This window comes from Coleofasciculus sp. FACHB-542 (genome assembly GCF_014695825.1).
GTDB lineage: Bacteria > Cyanobacteriota > Cyanobacteriia > Cyanobacteriales > FACHB-T130 > FACHB-T130.
In genome coordinates this window covers 171,879-188,169 of record NZ_JACJPB010000052.1, presented here as the reverse complement: position 1 = coordinate 188,169, position 16,291 = coordinate 171,879, and the positions used below count along the sequence as shown (strand labels likewise).

Sequence of the window (16,291 nt, the reverse complement as noted above, 5' to 3'; positions counted from 1 at the left end):
TTTTCAGGACGTTATCGCAATCGCAGGCAGAGATTTGGTTTGCGCTTAAACCTAATTGCTGGCTTGCTGAACTACGAACTGGCACATGCCTCCTGATTCATGCAGGAGGTCTAATCAACGCCATTCAATTAGACGGCATGAACAAGAGCGAAGCCGCCCAAGTGTTTCAACTTAGTCGCAACACAATCAACCTGTGGCTGAAACGACAGGAAGAAACAGGAGATTATCAAGCCAAAACGACTCGTCCACATCGAACGAGCCGCAAAGTTACCGATTGGGACAAGTTTGCCGAGTTTGCCAAGGAACATGGGGACAAAACCCAAGAGCAAATGGCGCAGTTGTGGGAAGCCCCAATTAGTGCTCGTACCATTTCTAGGGCGTTACATCAACTCGGCTTGAGTCGAAAAAAAAGACCTATGGCTATCGAGAACGCGATGAGCATAAACGAGCGGCGTTCCTCGAACAACTAGCCAAGATTCCCTTGTCAGACCGGGTCTACATCGATGAATCAGGCATGGATGAACGGGAAGATTACGGCTACGGTTGGTGTGAACCGGGAGTGCGATTTGAAGCACTCAAGTCGGGGCGACGTCAGGGACGAGTCAACTAGATCGCGGCGTACTGCGAACACCAGTTGAGTGCTGCCTTTACAGTAGACGGCTCTTGTAATCGAGTCGTGTTTGAAACCTGGCTAGAAACTTGTTTGCTGCCCACACTGGAGCCTGGAAAGGTTTTGATTTTGGATAACGCCACGTTTCATCATGGTGGACGAATTGCACAACTGGTTGAATCGGCAGGCTGTCGCTTGTTGTATCTCCCGGCTTATTCTCCGGATTTCAATCGGATTGAAAAGTGTTGGGCTTGGCTGAAAAGCCGCATTCGCCAAAGCTTGTTTAGTTGTAGTTCTTTAAGGCAAGCAATGGAGTCAGTTCTGAAGGAGGCTGTGTCCTAATACTACTGTCTATAGCTATACTACCCCATAGGCGTTTGCTGACACTATTCCATTTTCGGTTTTACCTAAATTCCCAATATATGGACGAGTTACATATTCTGTGGCTTTTCCCTTTTTTTTATCCCCGGTTTCGTCCACACATAAAATTATTTCTCTTTCCCCAATCAATATCTTTGTTAACCCCAGCCTCATTTCTCTTAATTTTTTTGTATCCCACTGTGCATCTCTCAAAAAATGATGTAATGATTGACTGGATTTTAACCCTACTGTTTTCGCTATTTTGGGCAAGGATTTTTGGGGGATTTCTGATAGCATCCCTAAGTGTAAATACTTGAATGCTTCAAAATGCCTGAGAGGATGTTTGAGAAGTAACAAAACATATCAGTAGATAGAAAAGCTTCCTGGGGTTTAGGCTGAATCATATCAAAATCCAAACAGCCCTCCAGGAAGTCATGAATTTAGCCTACGCGACAGATCTAACCCTTGAACAATACGAATTGTTTGAATCCCTCCTCAGCCCTGCATCCAACAACGGCAGACCTCGCAGCGTCAACTTGATGTTGGTGTTGCAAGCCCGAATTGTATGTGCTGGTTACAGGTTGTGCTTGGCGACTCTTACCCAATAGACCTCCTGCATGAATCAGGAAGCATATGCCAGTTCATAGTTGAGTAGCCCAGCAATCAAGTTTAAGCGCAAACCAAATCGTTTCCTACGGTTACGATAGCGCCCTGAAAAGATGCGAAAAATCTTGAAGCGACGAATTACATGCTCAACCCGCACTCGCAGTCGTGCTAACGCGCGGTTATGCTGCTTTTCTTCTGCTGGCAACGGTTGCTTGCGTGGTTTCTTGGTGGGTGTACACGCGCCCCGATGCAGTTTGGCGAATCCGGGAAGAGCCTCGAAGAGCTAAACACACTTGTGACGTTACAAACGGCAAGCGACTTCGCTTGAGTACCTTAAAGTCATGGGTTCTGCCCGTATCCACTGCGGTACAAATGACTTGCCCACTGTCATAGTCCACCAGCAGTTGAGCCTTCAAGGTATGACACTTCTGCTTGCTACTCTCCGTAGCGCTTCTGTTTTTTTGGGGCGTTCAATCTCCATCTCGCCCACATCTACCACCCACACGTTCCACTCCCAGCCCGGTTGATACAACTACCGTTGGCTTGGCAAGCGAAACTTGCCACTTTTGATCAGCAGGTCTTCCACCTTGTGGATAATCCGCCCCACCGTTGTCTCGTGCAAACCCCAACTGGCTCCAATGTGAAACTGACTCCGATACTCTCGCCAATACTCCAATGCCACCAGCAGTTGGTCTTCCACTCTCAGCTTCGGCTGTCCTCCACGCCTTCCTTGACGCTCTAGGTGCGGGCGTAGCACAGTGACCATCTCGGCAAAAGTTGCACGGCTGACACCACACAATCGCTTGAACTCACCTGCTGAAAGCGGTTGTAAGTCTGGATACGGCATAGCACTTCTGAGGCTTCGATACGGTTTCACTCTAATTGTGCCGCCTGCGATTACAAACTGGCACACTATCTTCCGATTCGTGCAGGAGGTCTAATGATTATCCACCCTATTCAACGGTGTACTACAAATATCCGCAAGTGGCGCTTCGGACGGGAGTTGGAAGCGCATTCACGATCATCTCGTTCAATGGGTCAGGGTTGATGCCAATCGCAACAGCAACCCAACCGCGGCGAGTCTGGATTCCCAAACCGTTCCTACTTCTGTCATGGTTCACCAAGCCGTTGGCTATGATGGCGGCAAAAAAATTAAAGGTCGCTTTCCGCTTTACTCTGGTTGACACATTGGGATTGTTGATTGTCGTGCAGGTGGTTGCAGCCAGTGTGCCCGAACGAGAAGGAGCCAAGCAATTGCTCGCAACGTTGAACCAAGAACGTCACCGGGTTCCTCAACTGACTCGAATTTGGGTCGATGGTGGGTTTTCGGGAGAAGCGTTTCTACATTGGGTCATTGATACCTTCCGTTGGCTTTTAGAGGTGGTTCTGCGACCAGAGGGCGCTCAAGGATTCGTCCTACTTCCTAAGCGTTGGACTGTTGAACGCACTTACGGTTGGCTGCATTGGTGTCGTCGCTTAAATGTCGATTATGAGCGAATCCCAGCTTCCTCAGAAGCGTTCATTTATATCGCCATGAGCCGACTGATGCTACGCAGACTTGCCTGACCCTTTATGTACTCTCTCCGTCTTTCCAAACATCCTCTGACATCCTCAAATATTGAATAATAGTGTTGACAATAGTTATCGATGAAGCCGACTGTATTTACTGCTTCTGTACGTGGCGTAACCATCGCTGTTACTTACTATTTCTGGTTTCCTTCCTGATTCTCCTCTCCCCCTAGTAACAAAAGAGGGATTACACTAAGGCAGACAACGACTACCTCTCCATTTTCTTCATTCTCTTTTTTCTCTCACCAATGAATCAGCCCTGCCCTGTTCTGGAGCTTGCCTAGAGGGATTGGGTGTTACAGGCGTTGGAGCAAATTTAAGCCGTGGGTATCGGTGCCGCAGGTGCTGAACAAACCATAAGTGGCAGCGAGCTGTTCCACCTCCTTGGTTTCTCTAGCACTGGTTTGCCAAGGGCTAGGGTTGTTGTAGGCGTAGTAGGTTTCAACGCCGTCAATGCCTGCCTCAGCGGCAGCAGGGATAAGTTTTGCAGCAGGAAGGCGGTAGCGGGCTGGATGAGCCAAGACGGCAAAACCACCCGACTGATGGACGGCGGCAATCACATTGGCAGCGTCAGCATCGCTTCCTTTGGGTGCAGAGCCTTTCAGATATTGCTTCATCGCAGAGTGTTCTGGATCGAAAGCATAGCAAAGGATGTGGACTTCTGTGTTCAGCAGGCTAGAGGTGATTTCGGTGCCGATCCACAAGTAGGGTAAGTGGGCGGAATCAGGATTCGTGTAGGTGTTTTGCAGCCAGTATTGAGCCTCTTTGAAACCGCCAATCGTATGGTGATCGGTGATCGCCAGCCCTTTAAGACCTATCGCGATCGCCTGTTCCATCAACGCACTCGGTGACAAACGACCATCCGAGTAGACGGTGTGCATATGAAAGTTATAAGAGTGCGGACAACTATCAGCCTGAATCGTCTCAAAGACTTGCCTGAGTGCTGTTGTATTCTGGGCTGGTGGCTGGGGTGAAGCAGAAGATTGAGCAAGATTGATCGCCATAACCGCCGAGTAGCTGTGCGCGTTCGTTGACAATTGTTAACATATACCCTAACAAAACTAAAGAGGAATTGCGTTGGGACATTCGATGTGTATTCCATGCTGAAAGTCGCCTTTGGCAAAAATTTTCTGCCTAAGTCGGCGACCATTGGCGGGCAGTTTCATTTAAATATTCAGTTTGAAGTTTCTAGCGGCTTAACCGTTCTATTTGGACCGTCTGGCTGTGGCAAGAGTTCGACATTACAAGCGATCGCAGGGTTGTTGCGTCCGGACTGGGGCCGGATTGAAGTGGCGGGAACAATCTTCCTGGATACTAAAGAGCGTTTGAACTTGCCAGCGCACCGGCGAAATGTCGGTTATGTCTTCCAAAACTGCGCCTTATTTGGGCATTTGAACGTAGCGGAAAATATTGGCTTTGCTCTCAACCGCTGGCAACGGCACCGGCGGCAGCAGCGCGTTCGCGAATTGGTAAATTTGTTAGAACTTGAGGATCTGGTACATCAACCCGTGCAGAAGATTTCTGGTGGGCAAGCTCAACGAGTAGCGATCGCCCGTGCTTTAGCTCCCTACCCTAAAATTCTGCTTCTTGATGAACCTTTCAGCGCCCTCGATGATGATTTGAGAGCTACTCTTCGTACCGAGTTGAAAACCATTCAACGTCAATTTAACTTGCCGGTTGTCCTGGTGACTCATTCACGAGCCGATGCCCTGGAACTCGCCGATCGTTTAGTAATCTTGGCAGCAGGACAAGTTGTTGCAGTGGGTCAGGCGGAGCATTTGCTCGATTCCCGTTCCTATTCCATTCCGGGGAAATTTCAGTGGGGGTAGAGAAAAGTGATGAGTGATGAGTGTTGAATTAAAAGAATTTTCTTAACTCAACACTCGAAACTCATTAGTCATAAATCTCCTTGGTTGCGGATTTTCCAAGCCATTTCCAGCACTTGAGTCCAGCGCTTTTGCAACTGTTTGGGCGTGCATCCGAGTGTTTGAGCAATCTCCCGCTCGCTGACTTGAGTTTGTTTTAACTGCAATAGCTGCTGCTGTTCGTCAGAAAGTTGATTCCAAAACGCTTCCCACTGCTGAGAAGAAAGTCCCAGCTTTTGGTCGAGATCGGCTCCCAACCATTGATGTACCAGTTTCCAGTTATTTTGACGAGAGAATTTTTCCACATGGTACTTAAAGCGCTGTTGTAAGTAATCGCGCTGACGTGCGGTTAAACCAAGGATTTCGTCAATCTCTGGTGCGGAGAGGTCTTGCAGCTTTAAAACCAGGTAATTGACACAGTCCTCTTGACCTTGGGCTTGCAGGTATTCCATCAGTTCGGCAACGACGCGATCGCGCAATACCGCTTCCGCCGGGTCAATCGTATCGGCAACCAATTGCGATCGCAGCTGGTGCATCGCCGCTGACCGACTTTGCGTGTCCGCATCTTCACCTCTGGGAAACTCAATCGCCTTCTCAATATCCATGCTCGTCTCAGCAGGTTGGCGGCGAGCAAACCCCTGTGCCCTCAAGACAATCAGTTGCTGGCTGGTGCCATTCGGTAAATTGATGCGACGCTTGGCATACTGTTCGCTGAATGCCATATACTCCGCCAGTTCCAGTTGAGTGCGGGGAGTGTAGTCTATTGTCAGCTCGTTTTCCCGCCGGAAAGCTTTGATTGACTCGGCGTAGAACTCTTGCAAGAAGTCCTCAATCAGGTTGTAGCGGGCTTGAAAACCTAACTGAGAGTTGGGCGACACCACATAGCGATAAACCATCGCGCTGAGGTTGCTATGCAGTTCAACCCGACCCCGCTTAGAACCCAGCCGGTAGTATGACAGACACTTTTGCAACCGATGCCGTCCCAGATTTAACTGCCAAGAGCGAACCTCGCCAGAAGTCTGGATGCGCGGACTCTTGCTGCAAATCCGCTGCACCTCTAGAGCGATCCGGTTAGCGATCGCCTGAACGTGCAATGACGTCGTTTTGATTTCAGTCCGCAATTCCTCTAACAACAGGCCGGTCATCGTTTCCACGTCGATTCCCAACAGTTGCTCGGTCGAGTGGCATAGATTTTCAGAAGATTGGCTGAGAGAATTAATAGTTGTCATGGTGAAAGCCCCTGGTAGCGACAGTATTCAAAGTCAACAAGAGCCACTGAGAACGGTTCAAAAGTTTTGTCTCCCTTCAGGCAGCGCCTGCGATTGACCGTCTCAACTCTCTATATATAGACTGTAGGGGCTGATTGTTAGACACCGGACAGCGGGTGTGTTACTACTCTCAGCTCACTATGGGTCATCTCTACGCTCTCTCCCCATTCCATCTGACCTAAAAGAAGCACTAACCCTTGCTGTATCTGGGCTTGCGCCCCTCAAACTATCGACGCACAAGTGTTGTCGCAAAGCGGTAGGAGCTGGTGTTGAGTGGACAATCCAGGAAGTGGATTGCTGGTAGGGTTATCGTCCGAATTCCCTAGTGCCGAGGCTGTAGTTAATTGTCTTTAGTTCGCAAAGGGATTTTAGATTAGCGATTGGGGATTTTGGATGTAAAAGCTTTAACTCAATCTTTAATCTTTAATCTTTCATCTAAAATCAACTGACCGATGTCGCCCAAGCCGTTGCAGCCTCCCATCCCAGACCGCGCCGGACGATGACAGGTTCCTCATCTGTCAAATCTAAAATTGTGGAAACCCCATCTCCTGGTTCCGAGCCAATGTCCACAATCAGATCGACTAGCTTGTCTAGCTGGTCAAACAATTTTGCCTTCTCCAACCCTAGGGTTGGGGCGTTGCCATTCTCATCCACGAGGTGCGCTGAGGTGGAAATAATCGGATTGCCTAATGCCTGCAACAGCGACTGGCACACTGTATGCTCCGGAACCCGAATACCCGTCGTTTTGCGCTTAGGACTCATCACCAGCTTCGGCACTAATTTGGTGGCGGGTAGCAGAAACGTGTAAGTCCCAGGAATTAAATTCCTCATAATCCGATAAGCGACATCACTGACGATGGCATATTGGGCAATGTTGGACAGAGACGGACACAGGAACGTCAGGGGCTTATCATTAGATAGCTGCTTAAGGAGCCTCACACGCTCCACCGCTGACTTGACATTTAGGTCACAGCCAATCGCGTAGACAGTATCAGTGGGATATAGCATCACAGCGCCTGCTCTTAGGGCACCTACTATTTGTTCTATTCCACGACTTTGCGGTGTATCAGGATGGATATTGTAGATTGTCGCCATAATGCAGAATCCAGAACTGAGACTACAGAATTCAGAATCCAGAATTTTTCCTGACTCCTGATTACTCCTTATGAACAAGCTAGCGTATCTAGAATGTCCAACAGGAATTGCCGGTGATATGTGCCTGGGGGCACTTGTAGATGCGGGAGTTCCCCTAGATTATTTGATAGAAAAGCTCAAGAGGCTGGGAATTTCCCAAGAATACCAGTTACGAGCCGAACACGTTCACCGGAACGGTCAGCAAGCTACTAAATTTCACGTAGATTTGAGCGATCGCGATCGCACCGATTCAAATCACCACCACGAACATCACCGGCAAAATGGTGGGCATCAGCATCAGCATCACGATGGCGATGGCGATCGGGTTCATTTTCATTCCCCGCCGCGGCATCTACCAGAAATTGTCCAGTTGATTGCAGCCGCAGAGTTTCCGTTACGAGTACAAGCGTCCAGTTTGGCAGTGTTTCAACGGCTGGCAGACGCAGAAGGAGCGGTTCACGGCATTCCCCCAGAAGAAGTTCATTTTCATGAAGTCGGGGCGACTGATGCCATTGTAGATATTGTCGGCACTTGTCTGGGCTTGGATTGGTTGGGGATTGACGAACTATACTGTTCGGCACTCCCCACTGGTGGCGGGATGGTTAGAGCAGCTCACGGTCAGCTAGCGGTGCCGGTACCGGCTGTATTAAAGTTATGGGAATCGCGCCAGGTGCCAGTTTATAGTAATGGCATCGATCGGGAACTGGTGACGCCGACTGGAGCAGCGATCGCTTGTACGCTTGCCACCGGCTTTGGATCTCCACCCCCCATGACGATCCAGCGGGTTGGAAATGGTGCCGGTTCCCGTCAGTTACCGATTCCCAATATTCTGCGCCTCTGGATTGGTGAGGGTGTGGAGACGCGATTTGCTTCTCAACAAGAGTCGGGATTCCTTCAGCCTTCAGAAAGCCCCTGTTTAGAAATAATTTCGGTGCTGGAAACCCAAATTGATGACTTGAGTCCCCAAGCCATCGGCTATGTGTTTGAGGCACTGTTTAACGCCGGTGCGGTGGATGTCTTCACTCAACCGATAGGGATGAAAAAGTCTCGTCCTGGCATTTTGCTGACGGTTATTTGCCATCCCGAACAAATATCCGCTTGCGAAGCGATCTTATTCCGAGAAACGACGACACTCGGCATCCGGCGTCAGACACAGCAACGCTCGATTTTGCAGCGAGAAATTCAACAGGTTCTGACAGAATATGGCTTCGTTCGCGTCAAGGTTGCCTGGACGGGGCATCCTAACCAGAAAGCGATCGCGAATGTGCAGCCAGAATACGAAGATTGTGCCGAATTAGCGAAGGCAAATAACCTTCCCTGGCGCGAGGTGCATCAACTGGCGCTCAATACCTGGTATCTCCAGAACAGTCGCAATACTTGAATTTGCTGCCAGCAAGACCCAGATACCTAACTAGATTTCTGGAATTGCCAAACCCATTCCTGTATTACGACTGGTTTGAAAATCACGTAAGGAAAATCCTGATGTATCGAATTAAGCAAGTGCCCTTAGCGATCGCGATCGCCATTGCTAGCCTCGTGACGCTATTGACCATTAGCGGTTTCCTCGGCACTGCTGCGAACTCTCAGCCAGCTCAACCAACTTCGGAAATCACTACAACTCAAGGGATAGACCTAGGGCGTTCTTTCCGAGAACTGGGCATTGAAGGGTCAATTGTGGTTTATGACCAAAATAAAAATCAATTCTACGAACATAACGCGCCTCGAAATTCAACGGCATTCTTCCCCGCTTCAACCTTCAAGATTTTCAACGCGCTTGTGGCATTGGAAACAGGGGTGATTCGAGATGAGGTGACTGTTTTAACCTGGGACGGCATTCAACGGAACATCGCAGCTTGGAACCGAGACACTAACCTGCGCCAAGGTTTCAAAGACTCAACGGTTTGGTTCTACCAAATTTTGGCTCGGAAAATTGGGCACGAACGGATGCAGAAGTTTATCAATCAAGTCGGCTATGGAAACCGTCAAATTGGGACATCTGAGCAAATCGATCGATTTTGGTTAGATGGCCCTTTAAAAATTACGCCCAAACAAGAGATTGAGTTCCTGCAACGTCTCTATCGCAACGACTTACCCTTTTCCCAACGCAGCTTAGATTTGGTCAAAGATATTATGGTGCGCGAACAAACTCCAGACTATGTGCTGCGCGGAAAGACTGGCTGGACGGACAGTACGACTCCTGAGAATGGCTGGTTTGTGGGATATCTGGAACAGAACAAAAATGTTTATTTTTTTGCCACAAATATGGATATGCGAAATGATAATGATGGCGTCAATCGCATTGAAATTACCCGGCGCAGTCTTAAAGCCATAGGACTACTTTGATTTTCTTTAAAAACAGTCTCTTAGACGATTTATCGCAATTCTATTTGAGCTGTGAGGCAGCCCTTCAGATCCCGGACTTCTTAAAGAAGTTCGGGATCTCGCCTTCGCGAATTATTTAAGACTGCTATATCAGTAGCGTTACTTGCACTCAGCTAACCTTTAGACTCTAAAATAGTCCTCGCTTGATCGAGCCTAGAACCAATCATGACCCTAACCTCCTCAATTAACAACACAACTCGGTTGCAACTCGCCCCTCTAGAAATTCCGACTCGTTTGCTGCTGGGTCCAGGCCCATCCAATGCCCATCCCGCTGTCCTTCAGGCGATGAATACCCCTCCGGTGGGGCACCTCGATCCAGCATTTCTGGCACTGATGGACGAAATCCAGATGTTGCTGCGCTATGTTTGGCAGACAGAAAACCCCCTCACCATTGCAGTCAGCGGTACGGGAACGGCAGCAATGGAAGCAACCATTGCTAACGTCACCGAACCCGGTGATGTGGTTCTAGTCGGCGTTAGCGGGTACTTTGGCAACCGCCTCGTGGATATGGCAGGACGATATGGTGCGGATGTGCGAACGATTACCAAACCTTGGGGGCAAGTGTTCCCCATAGACGAACTCCGAACCGCCTTAGAAACTCATCGCCCAGCGATTCTGGCTTTAGTCCATGCCGAGACCTCCACGGGGGCACGCCAACCGTTGGAAGGAGTCGGCGATCTCTGCCGTGAATTTGACTGTCTGCTATTAGTGGATAGTGTGACCAGTCTGGGGGGCGTCCCCTTGTTTCTAGATGAGTGGAAGGTTGACTTAGCTTATAGCTGTAGCCAGAAAGGGTTAGGTTGTCCTCCCGGTGCTTCGCCGTTTACCATGAGTCCCCGTGCAATTGAGAAATTGCAACAACGTGGCACGAAGGTGGCTAACTGGTATTTGGATATGACGTTGTTGAGTAAGTATTGGGGCAAAGAACGCACCTATCACCACACTGCTCCAATTAACTTGTACTATGCTCTGCGGGAAGCGTTGCGTTTGATTGCAGAAGAAGGAATCGAAAATAGCTGGACGCGCCATCAAAAGAACGTCGAATATCTCTGGGAAAGTTTAGAAAACTTAGGACTAGCGATGCACGTTAAACGAGAGTTTCGCCTGCCAACGCTGACCACTGTTTGCATTCCAGAAGGTGTGGATGGCAAAGCGATCGCGCGTCAGCTACTCAACGAACACAATATCGAAATTGGGGGCGGACTAGGCGAACTCGCGGGTAAAGTCTGGCGTGTGGGTCTTATGGGATTCAACAGTCGTCCAGAGACTGTGGATCGCCTTGTGGACGCATTGAAGCAGGTTTTACCTCATTAGTTGAGGATTTAGGGTGCTAAAAAATCTGGATTAAACAACTTACACTCATTGACGTTCTGTAAGGGCATGGCTGTGCCATGCCCCTACGCAAGAAATCGGAGTCCCAGTTCAATTTGTCGTGATTATGAACTTAGTACCCAGCGTCTAATCAGCACTATGGCAGGATTTTGATATCGGCTAAATTCTGATGTCAGATTCATATTTCTCGATCAACCCATCTGCAATCCTATTTTGTTTTTTAGTTGCAATCTATAGCATCCCTATCTCTTCGCGAGGCAATTATTGTGAGATAGGATGCCAGAAAGAGGGATAAAAAGAAAAATGTCACAGCAGCAACTTCAATGGCAAATCCAGTCAACGGTTGAACCACCGGCGGGATTTATTGACGAAGTCAGACGCCACGCCCCAGGATTACCCGGACATTATGCCGCACAGATGTTGTGGCAACGGGGGATTCGCGATATTCAGCAATTGTCGGGGTTTTTAAATTCTCAGTTGTATCACCCGGCAAGTCCCTTTGAATTTGGGCAGGAAATGCAATGGGCTGTGGAACGATTAATAAAAGCCCGTAACGCGGGGGAAAAAGTTTCCATTTGGGGAGATTTTGATGCTGATGGGATTACCGCAACATCGGTTCTCTGGGATGGACTGGGACAGTTTTTTACCCAGCAGCAGCAGCTAGTTTATTACATTCCCAATCGTTTAACCGAGTCTCATGGACTCAATGAACGGGGAATTGACGCCCTTGCCCAGGATGGAACGAAGCTAATTGTAACTTGCGACACTGGCAGCACAAATCTAAAGGAAATTGAATATGCCCATCAACTGGGGATTGATGTAATTGTCACGGATCATCACACCCTGCCAGAGGAACGTCCAGCGTTGACCGCTATCATCAACCCCCGCTATTTATCCAAAGATCATCCGATGTTTCACCTTTCGGGTGTGGCAGTTGCCTATAAGTTAGTAGAAGCACTTTATGAAACTTTGCCGGATGTTCCCCAACAGCCATTAGAAGATTTATTGGATTTAGTGGCAATTGGTTTAATTGCCGATTTGGTGCAGTTAAGCGGTGATTGTCGCTACCTGGCACAGCGAGGAATTTCAGTACTGCAACAGCAAACCAAAAAGCGGAATCGTCCTGGGGTTGCTCGTCTATTAGAATTGTGTCAAAAAAGTGGCGATCGCCCAACGGACATTTCTTTCGGTCTTGGCCCTAGAATTAACGCTGTTAGCCGCATTCAAGGCGATGCTTCCTTCTGTGTGGAGTTACTTACCAGCCGCGATGAGAAGCGCTGTCAGCAGTTGGCATTAGAAACAGAATTAGCCAATGCCCGTCGCAAGTCGTTGCAAAAAGATGTCGCCGCTGAAGTTAATAAAAAATTAAGCCAGCTGGACTTATCAACGACTAGCGTGATTGTTCTTTGCGATACGCAATGGCCTGTCGGTGTCTTGGGTTTAGTGGCGGGGCAAGTGGCGCAGGAAACAGGGCGTCCTACGATTTTGTTGAGTACAGAGGGCGACTTGAGTGAAAACGCTTTAGCACGCGGTTCCGCCCGTTCTGTGAATCAAGTCGATCTTTACCAGTTGGTGAAAGCGCAAGAACACCTCTTACATCGATTTGGCGGTCATCCCTTTGCCGCTGGGTTGAGTCTCCCAGTTGATAAGATTCCCCTGTTTACAGAAGCTGTTAACCAGCAATTGCGAGCTTCTGTGGGCACCCCAGATGGGACACCTTTAGCGCCGATTGTGCAGGCAGATTTGGTGTGTACGGTCAGTGAATTAGGAAGAGATTTATTTTGGGAACTGAAACTATTAGAACCCTGCGGAATGGGCAATCCAGCACCAAAATTGCTCATTCAAAATTGCTGGTTTGAAAATAGTTGGAATAGCAATACTCAGGACTTAAAAGGCGCAAAAGTTCAATATATCAAAACTACTTTTAAAATTCGGGATAACTCTTGCGAAACTGGGTTTTCCGGAATCTGGTGGGGACATTATAAGGAAGAGCTACCCCAAGGTAGATGCGATGCAATTGTCGAGCTTGATTTTAATAGCTACGAAAATCCTAATAAAGGGATTAGACCTCACTATGAAGTGCGGATAATTGCCGTGCGTTCTTTAGAACAGCCGCAGCAGTTAGGCACTCCGAACCAGATAGACTGGATTTTAGACTGTCGTGAGGAGTCCGCACTTGCTACTGCTGCGCTATCAGTTCTGCCAGTTCGAGAGTGCCCCAGTAGCTGGGATGAGCTGCAAGTGTGGTTCAGGCGGGCAATTCAGGCAAATCAAACCCTCGCGATCGCTTATCCTCCCCCAGAACCCGTTCCCCCCAGCCAAATCTGGCTGCAACTGTTAGGAATTGCCAAATATCTGAGTCGCACGGGTCAAGAGGCGACGTATACTCAACTGCACCAAAAGCTGGGAATTAGCGATCGCACTCTCCAACTCGGATTAGAAGCTATTTCTCATCTCGGCTTTCATGTTAAACAACTCGACTGGATGGTTCAAATTACTTGGCATTCCCAGGAAGATGCCGCTCATTCTGATTTAGGGAACGGACAATTACCGAAAGCAGAGACAGCCATCGAACAATTTATCGCAGCCGTTCAAGAAGAAAAATTTCGCCAAAGGTACTTCTATGAAATTCCCTTGTCTACCATTCGAGCAATGGCTGCTCAAACTGCGGTTTATTAAAAAATGAGTCGGCGACCGCATCTGTTATGACTGCGTAAGAGAATGCGATCGCTACTGAAGATTCCCCTGGTGTTCGCACTTAAAACCCCGCTGACGCCAATCTTTAATATCTACATCCTTCAGGGGAACTAATTTTGAGCATTTAGGCTGATAAACCTGGCTCACCATTGCCCACAACAAGCTACGAGATAAGTCCAATCCTGTCTTGAAAGAGGATTCTCGATTGCCAGGAATGCCTTGTTCCGGAACAATCTCTGGCTCTACCCAAATGCCTTGAGCGCCCATGAGAATCTGTGCCAGCCACTTGGCTCGTGGTAGATGAGTGCCGGAAGTAATTAGTTTGACTTTTTTTACTCCCCACTCGCGTAGAATCGGCACACTATAGTAGAAGTTACCAAAGGTGGAGTCTGCACACTTTTCTAACCAAACTCGCTCTATCGGAGCATTTTCTCGTTGAAAAATTAGCAAAATGCACGGTTCGGGAGAACCTTGAGAAATTAATATGCGGCTTTGCGGGTAGTCTTTTGCAAGCTGGGCTACGTATATTTCCCTACGAATACTACCTCCTAAAACCAAATAGGCATCTACCGGCCCGGACGCTGCCGAGCGCAAAGTTAGCATAATAGTTAATAACCATGTCCCCAAGATGACGCTAAAGATAGCGATTCCTAGTATTAGAAGTCGTCGCCATCTTCTGAAACTAGCCCGCCTAGATAAGTTGATGCGATCGCGCACAGTTGAACTACCTCTGCGTTTTCCGGGCATTTTGAGAATTTGAAGGGTATTTAGCCGATGCTTAACACTACTTTAGCTAGCCAAGCGATTTTGTTGTTCTTTTACTCTGGCGGCGATTACACTTAGGTAGACAAAAATTTGCAGGGGAGTCTAGCTAAATTAGACTGTTATCCTTGTTACAGAGACGAATAAGGAGGACACTGGGCGAACTGGCACAAAATTGATGCAGCCTGGTTAATTAACCTGAGTATCTTAGAAATAGTTCGTTTCAGGCGTCACGCGGTATCTACACATTAAACCCCACCCGTTCGAGCCACCGTTCATGAATCCATCCCCAAAAAACTTTTCCTTGCTCCATGTTGCTCTCTTTGGTGGAGCGATCGCTACGACAGCAGCTTTATCTTTCTTTGGCTCCTCCGTTCGCGCTGCTCTACAGGAAAGTCCAAAATCAGTCGTCGATGAGGCATGGCAAATTGTCAACCGCGAGTATGTTGATGGCACCTTTAATCAGGTGGATTGGCAAGCAAAGCGGCAACAGCTGTTGAACAAAAACTATAATTCCCGTGAAGATGCCTATAAGGCGATTCGGGAAGCATTGGAAACCTTAGGCGATCCCTACACCCGCTTTTTAGATCCTAAACAGTACCAAGCCCTCACCAGTCAAACTTCCGGCGAACTCTCTGGCGTCGGCTTGCGTTTGGAACTGAACGAAAAGACTCAGGTTCTTACCGTCGTAGAACCCATTGAGAATTCCCCAGCAGTGAGAGCGGGACTTCAGACTGGGGACAAGATTTTGACAATTGATGGCAAAGCCACAAAAGGGATGAGTGTGGAAGCCGCCGCTAACCTGATTCGGGGTGAGGTGGGGACGAAAGTAAAGCTTAAGCTGTCACGAGACGGAAAAGGCGACTTTGATGTGACATTGACCAGAGCGCAGATTGAAATAGCAGCCGTCCGTCAGTCGGTCAAGCAGGAAGGCAAGTTGCGCGTTGGCTATATCCGTCTGAATGAGTTTAGCGCCCACTCAGCAGAGCAGATGCGCCGCGCCATCCAATCCCTGAATAACGACAAAGTAGATGCTTTTGTATTGGATTTGCGGGGAAATCCGGGTGGATTATTGCACGCGAGTGTGGAAATTGCCCGGATGTGGATGGACAAAGGTGCTATCGTCCGTACCGTAGACCGCAAGGGAGACAACGAAGAATTTGCGACAAATCGCACGGCGCTGACACAGTTGCCTTTGGCTGTGCTGGTAGATGGCAACTCGGCAAGCGCCAGCGAGATTCTCTCAGGTGCGTTGAAGGATAATGGTCGAGCCACAATTATTGGCTCTCAAACCTTTGGCAAAGCGTTAGTGCAGTCGGTACATTCTCTCTCCGATGGTTCGGGTTTAGCGGTCACGATTGCCCACTACTACACTCCCCTAGGAACGGATATCAGCCACAAGGGGGTGACTCCGGATATCAAGATTGACCTGAACGACGATCAGCGAAAGCGTCTGGGGACGAATCCATCGCTGGTGGGAACTCAGCAAGATCCCCAATATGCTCGCGCGATCGCAGCTTTGGAAAACACCCGCCTTGCCCAACCCAATAAACCTCAACGGACCCGACCGATTAGCGTCCGGTAAGAGCAAAGGAAGTGAGGACTGAAGAGTGAGGACTGAGGGTTGAGGGCTGAGGACTGAGGACTGAGGAAAAGAGGAAGAAGTAAGGAGAAACTGGAGAAAAATTGACTGCTTTTAAATATTT

Annotated in this window: 12 protein-coding genes and 4 pseudogenes; 10 read left to right on the top strand and 6 right to left on the bottom strand. The window is 48.7% G+C overall.

Translation table 11 applies throughout. The features are described from left to right. Together H6F52_RS25510 and H6F52_RS21985 are read left to right on the top strand one after the other, a co-directional pair. Positions 1–96 (top strand): annotated as a pseudogene (locus H6F52_RS25510) (IS5/IS1182 family transposase); the annotation flags it as partial. Next, positions 93–952: pseudogene (locus H6F52_RS21985) on the top strand (IS630 family transposase). The pseudogenes H6F52_RS25510 and H6F52_RS21985, both read left to right, overlap by 4 nt. Positions 953–973: 21 nt before the next feature. Here the strand turns inward: H6F52_RS21985 and H6F52_RS21980 are convergent. Continuing rightward, positions 974–1,303 (bottom strand): annotated as a pseudogene (locus tag H6F52_RS21980) (transposase); the annotation flags it as partial. A 101-nt stretch (positions 1,304–1,404) separates the two neighbouring features. Here H6F52_RS21980 and H6F52_RS21975 point away from each other — a divergent pair. Further along, the gene (locus tag H6F52_RS21975; protein ID WP_190525054.1) at positions 1,405–1,578 is read left to right on the top strand and encodes a hypothetical protein; all 174 of its coding nucleotides are present in this window, start codon (positions 1,405–1,407) and stop codon (positions 1,576–1,578) included. 14 nt (positions 1,579–1,592) lie between these two features. On the opposite strand, the pseudogene H6F52_RS26550 reads toward H6F52_RS21975, so the two are convergent. Continuing rightward, positions 1,593–2,423, bottom strand: a pseudogene (locus tag H6F52_RS26550) (IS5 family transposase). A gap of 200 nt (positions 2,424–2,623) precedes the next feature. On the opposite strand from H6F52_RS26550, the gene H6F52_RS21965 reads away from it, so the two are divergent. After that, entirely contained in the window at positions 2,624–3,142 is a 519-nt protein-coding gene (locus H6F52_RS21965) for a transposase (protein WP_190525056.1), read from the top strand. A gap of 299 nt (positions 3,143–3,441) precedes the next feature. Here H6F52_RS21965 and H6F52_RS21960 read toward each other — a convergent pair whose 3' ends face one another. Then, positions 3,442–4,149, bottom strand: coding sequence for a PHP domain-containing protein (locus H6F52_RS21960; RefSeq protein WP_190525058.1), 708 nt, complete (start codon positions 4,147–4,149; stop codon positions 3,442–3,444). 96 nt (positions 4,150–4,245) lie between these two features. Here H6F52_RS21960 and H6F52_RS21955 point away from each other — a divergent pair, with 96 nt between their 5' ends. After that, positions 4,246–4,974 (top strand): ATP-binding cassette domain-containing protein, encoded by a 729-nt coding sequence (locus H6F52_RS21955; RefSeq protein ID WP_190414849.1) that lies wholly within the window; start codon positions 4,246–4,248, stop codon positions 4,972–4,974. Between the two features lie 68 nt (positions 4,975–5,042). On the opposite strand, the gene H6F52_RS21950 is transcribed toward H6F52_RS21955, so the two are convergent. Both H6F52_RS21950 and H6F52_RS21945 read right to left on the bottom strand, forming a co-directional pair. Next, the gene (locus tag H6F52_RS21950) at positions 5,043–6,239 is read right to left on the bottom strand and encodes a HetZ-related protein (protein WP_190414848.1); all 1,197 of its coding nucleotides are present in this window, start codon (positions 6,237–6,239) and stop codon (positions 5,043–5,045) included. Between the two features lie 480 nt (positions 6,240–6,719). Beyond that, positions 6,720–7,373 carry an L-threonylcarbamoyladenylate synthase gene (locus H6F52_RS21945; protein ID WP_190536753.1) on the bottom strand — a complete coding sequence of 218 codons (654 nt, stop codon included), beginning with the start codon at positions 7,371–7,373 and terminating at the stop codon, positions 6,720–6,722. A 70-nt stretch (positions 7,374–7,443) separates the two neighbouring features. Here H6F52_RS21945 and larC point away from each other — a divergent pair, with 70 nt between their 5' ends. The 4 genes from larC (at position 7,444) to recJ (ending at position 13,805) form a co-directional block, all read left to right on the top strand. Next, the gene (gene larC / locus H6F52_RS21940; protein ID WP_190536752.1) at positions 7,444–8,793 is read left to right on the top strand and encodes a nickel pincer cofactor biosynthesis protein LarC; all 1,350 of its coding nucleotides are present in this window, start codon (positions 7,444–7,446) and stop codon (positions 8,791–8,793) included. 101 nt (positions 8,794–8,894) lie between these two features. Further along, positions 8,895–9,755, top strand: a complete 861-nt coding sequence (gene blaOXA / locus H6F52_RS21935) for a class D beta-lactamase (protein WP_190536751.1) — start codon at positions 8,895–8,897, stop codon at positions 9,753–9,755. Positions 9,756–9,959: 204 nt separating this feature from the next. After that, entirely contained in the window at positions 9,960–11,108 is a 1,149-nt protein-coding gene (locus tag H6F52_RS21930) for an alanine--glyoxylate aminotransferase family protein (RefSeq protein ID WP_190536750.1), read from the top strand. 321 nt (positions 11,109–11,429) lie between these two features. Continuing rightward, positions 11,430–13,805 carry a single-stranded-DNA-specific exonuclease RecJ gene (recJ, locus tag H6F52_RS21925; RefSeq protein ID WP_190536749.1) on the top strand — a complete coding sequence of 792 codons (2,376 nt, stop codon included), beginning with the start codon at positions 11,430–11,432 and terminating at the stop codon, positions 13,803–13,805. A 51-nt stretch (positions 13,806–13,856) separates the two neighbouring features. Here recJ and H6F52_RS21920 read toward each other — a convergent pair whose 3' ends face one another. Then, positions 13,857–14,570 carry a YdcF family protein gene (locus H6F52_RS21920; protein ID WP_190536748.1) on the bottom strand — a complete coding sequence of 238 codons (714 nt, stop codon included), beginning with the start codon at positions 14,568–14,570 and terminating at the stop codon, positions 13,857–13,859. Positions 14,571–14,862: 292 nt separating this feature from the next. On the opposite strand from H6F52_RS21920, the gene ctpB reads away from it, so the two are divergent. Continuing rightward, positions 14,863–16,170, top strand: a complete 1,308-nt coding sequence (gene ctpB / locus H6F52_RS21915; RefSeq protein WP_190414839.1) for a carboxyl-terminal processing protease CtpB — start codon at positions 14,863–14,865, stop codon at positions 16,168–16,170. Positions 16,171–16,291 lie beyond the last annotated feature (121 nt).

Bases quoted from the DNA above. Each gene is read 5' to 3' on its own strand.
- H6F52_RS21975 (WP_190525054.1), top strand. From the start codon at position 1,405: ATGAATTTAGCCTACGCGACAGATCTAACCCTTGAACAATACGAATTG.
- H6F52_RS21965 (WP_190525056.1), top strand. From the start codon at position 2,624: ATGCCAATCGCAACAGCAACCCAACCGCGGCGAGTCTGGATTCCCAAA.
- H6F52_RS21960 (WP_190525058.1), bottom strand. From the start codon at position 4,149: ATGGCGATCAATCTTGCTCAATCTTCTGCTTCACCCCAGCCACCAGCC.
- H6F52_RS21955 (WP_190414849.1), top strand. From the start codon at position 4,246: ATGCTGAAAGTCGCCTTTGGCAAAAATTTTCTGCCTAAGTCGGCGACC.
- H6F52_RS21950 (WP_190414848.1), bottom strand. From the start codon at position 6,239: ATGACAACTATTAATTCTCTCAGCCAATCTTCTGAAAATCTATGCCAC.
- H6F52_RS21945 (WP_190536753.1), bottom strand. From the start codon at position 7,373: ATGGCGACAATCTACAATATCCATCCTGATACACCGCAAAGTCGTGGA.
- larC (WP_190536752.1), top strand. From the start codon at position 7,444: ATGAACAAGCTAGCGTATCTAGAATGTCCAACAGGAATTGCCGGTGAT.
- blaOXA (WP_190536751.1), top strand. From the start codon at position 8,895: ATGTATCGAATTAAGCAAGTGCCCTTAGCGATCGCGATCGCCATTGCT.
- H6F52_RS21930 (WP_190536750.1), top strand. From the start codon at position 9,960: ATGACCCTAACCTCCTCAATTAACAACACAACTCGGTTGCAACTCGCC.
- recJ (WP_190536749.1), top strand. From the start codon at position 11,430: ATGTCACAGCAGCAACTTCAATGGCAAATCCAGTCAACGGTTGAACCA.
- H6F52_RS21920 (WP_190536748.1), bottom strand. From the start codon at position 14,570: ATGCCCGGAAAACGCAGAGGTAGTTCAACTGTGCGCGATCGCATCAAC.
- ctpB (WP_190414839.1), top strand. From the start codon at position 14,863: ATGAATCCATCCCCAAAAAACTTTTCCTTGCTCCATGTTGCTCTCTTT.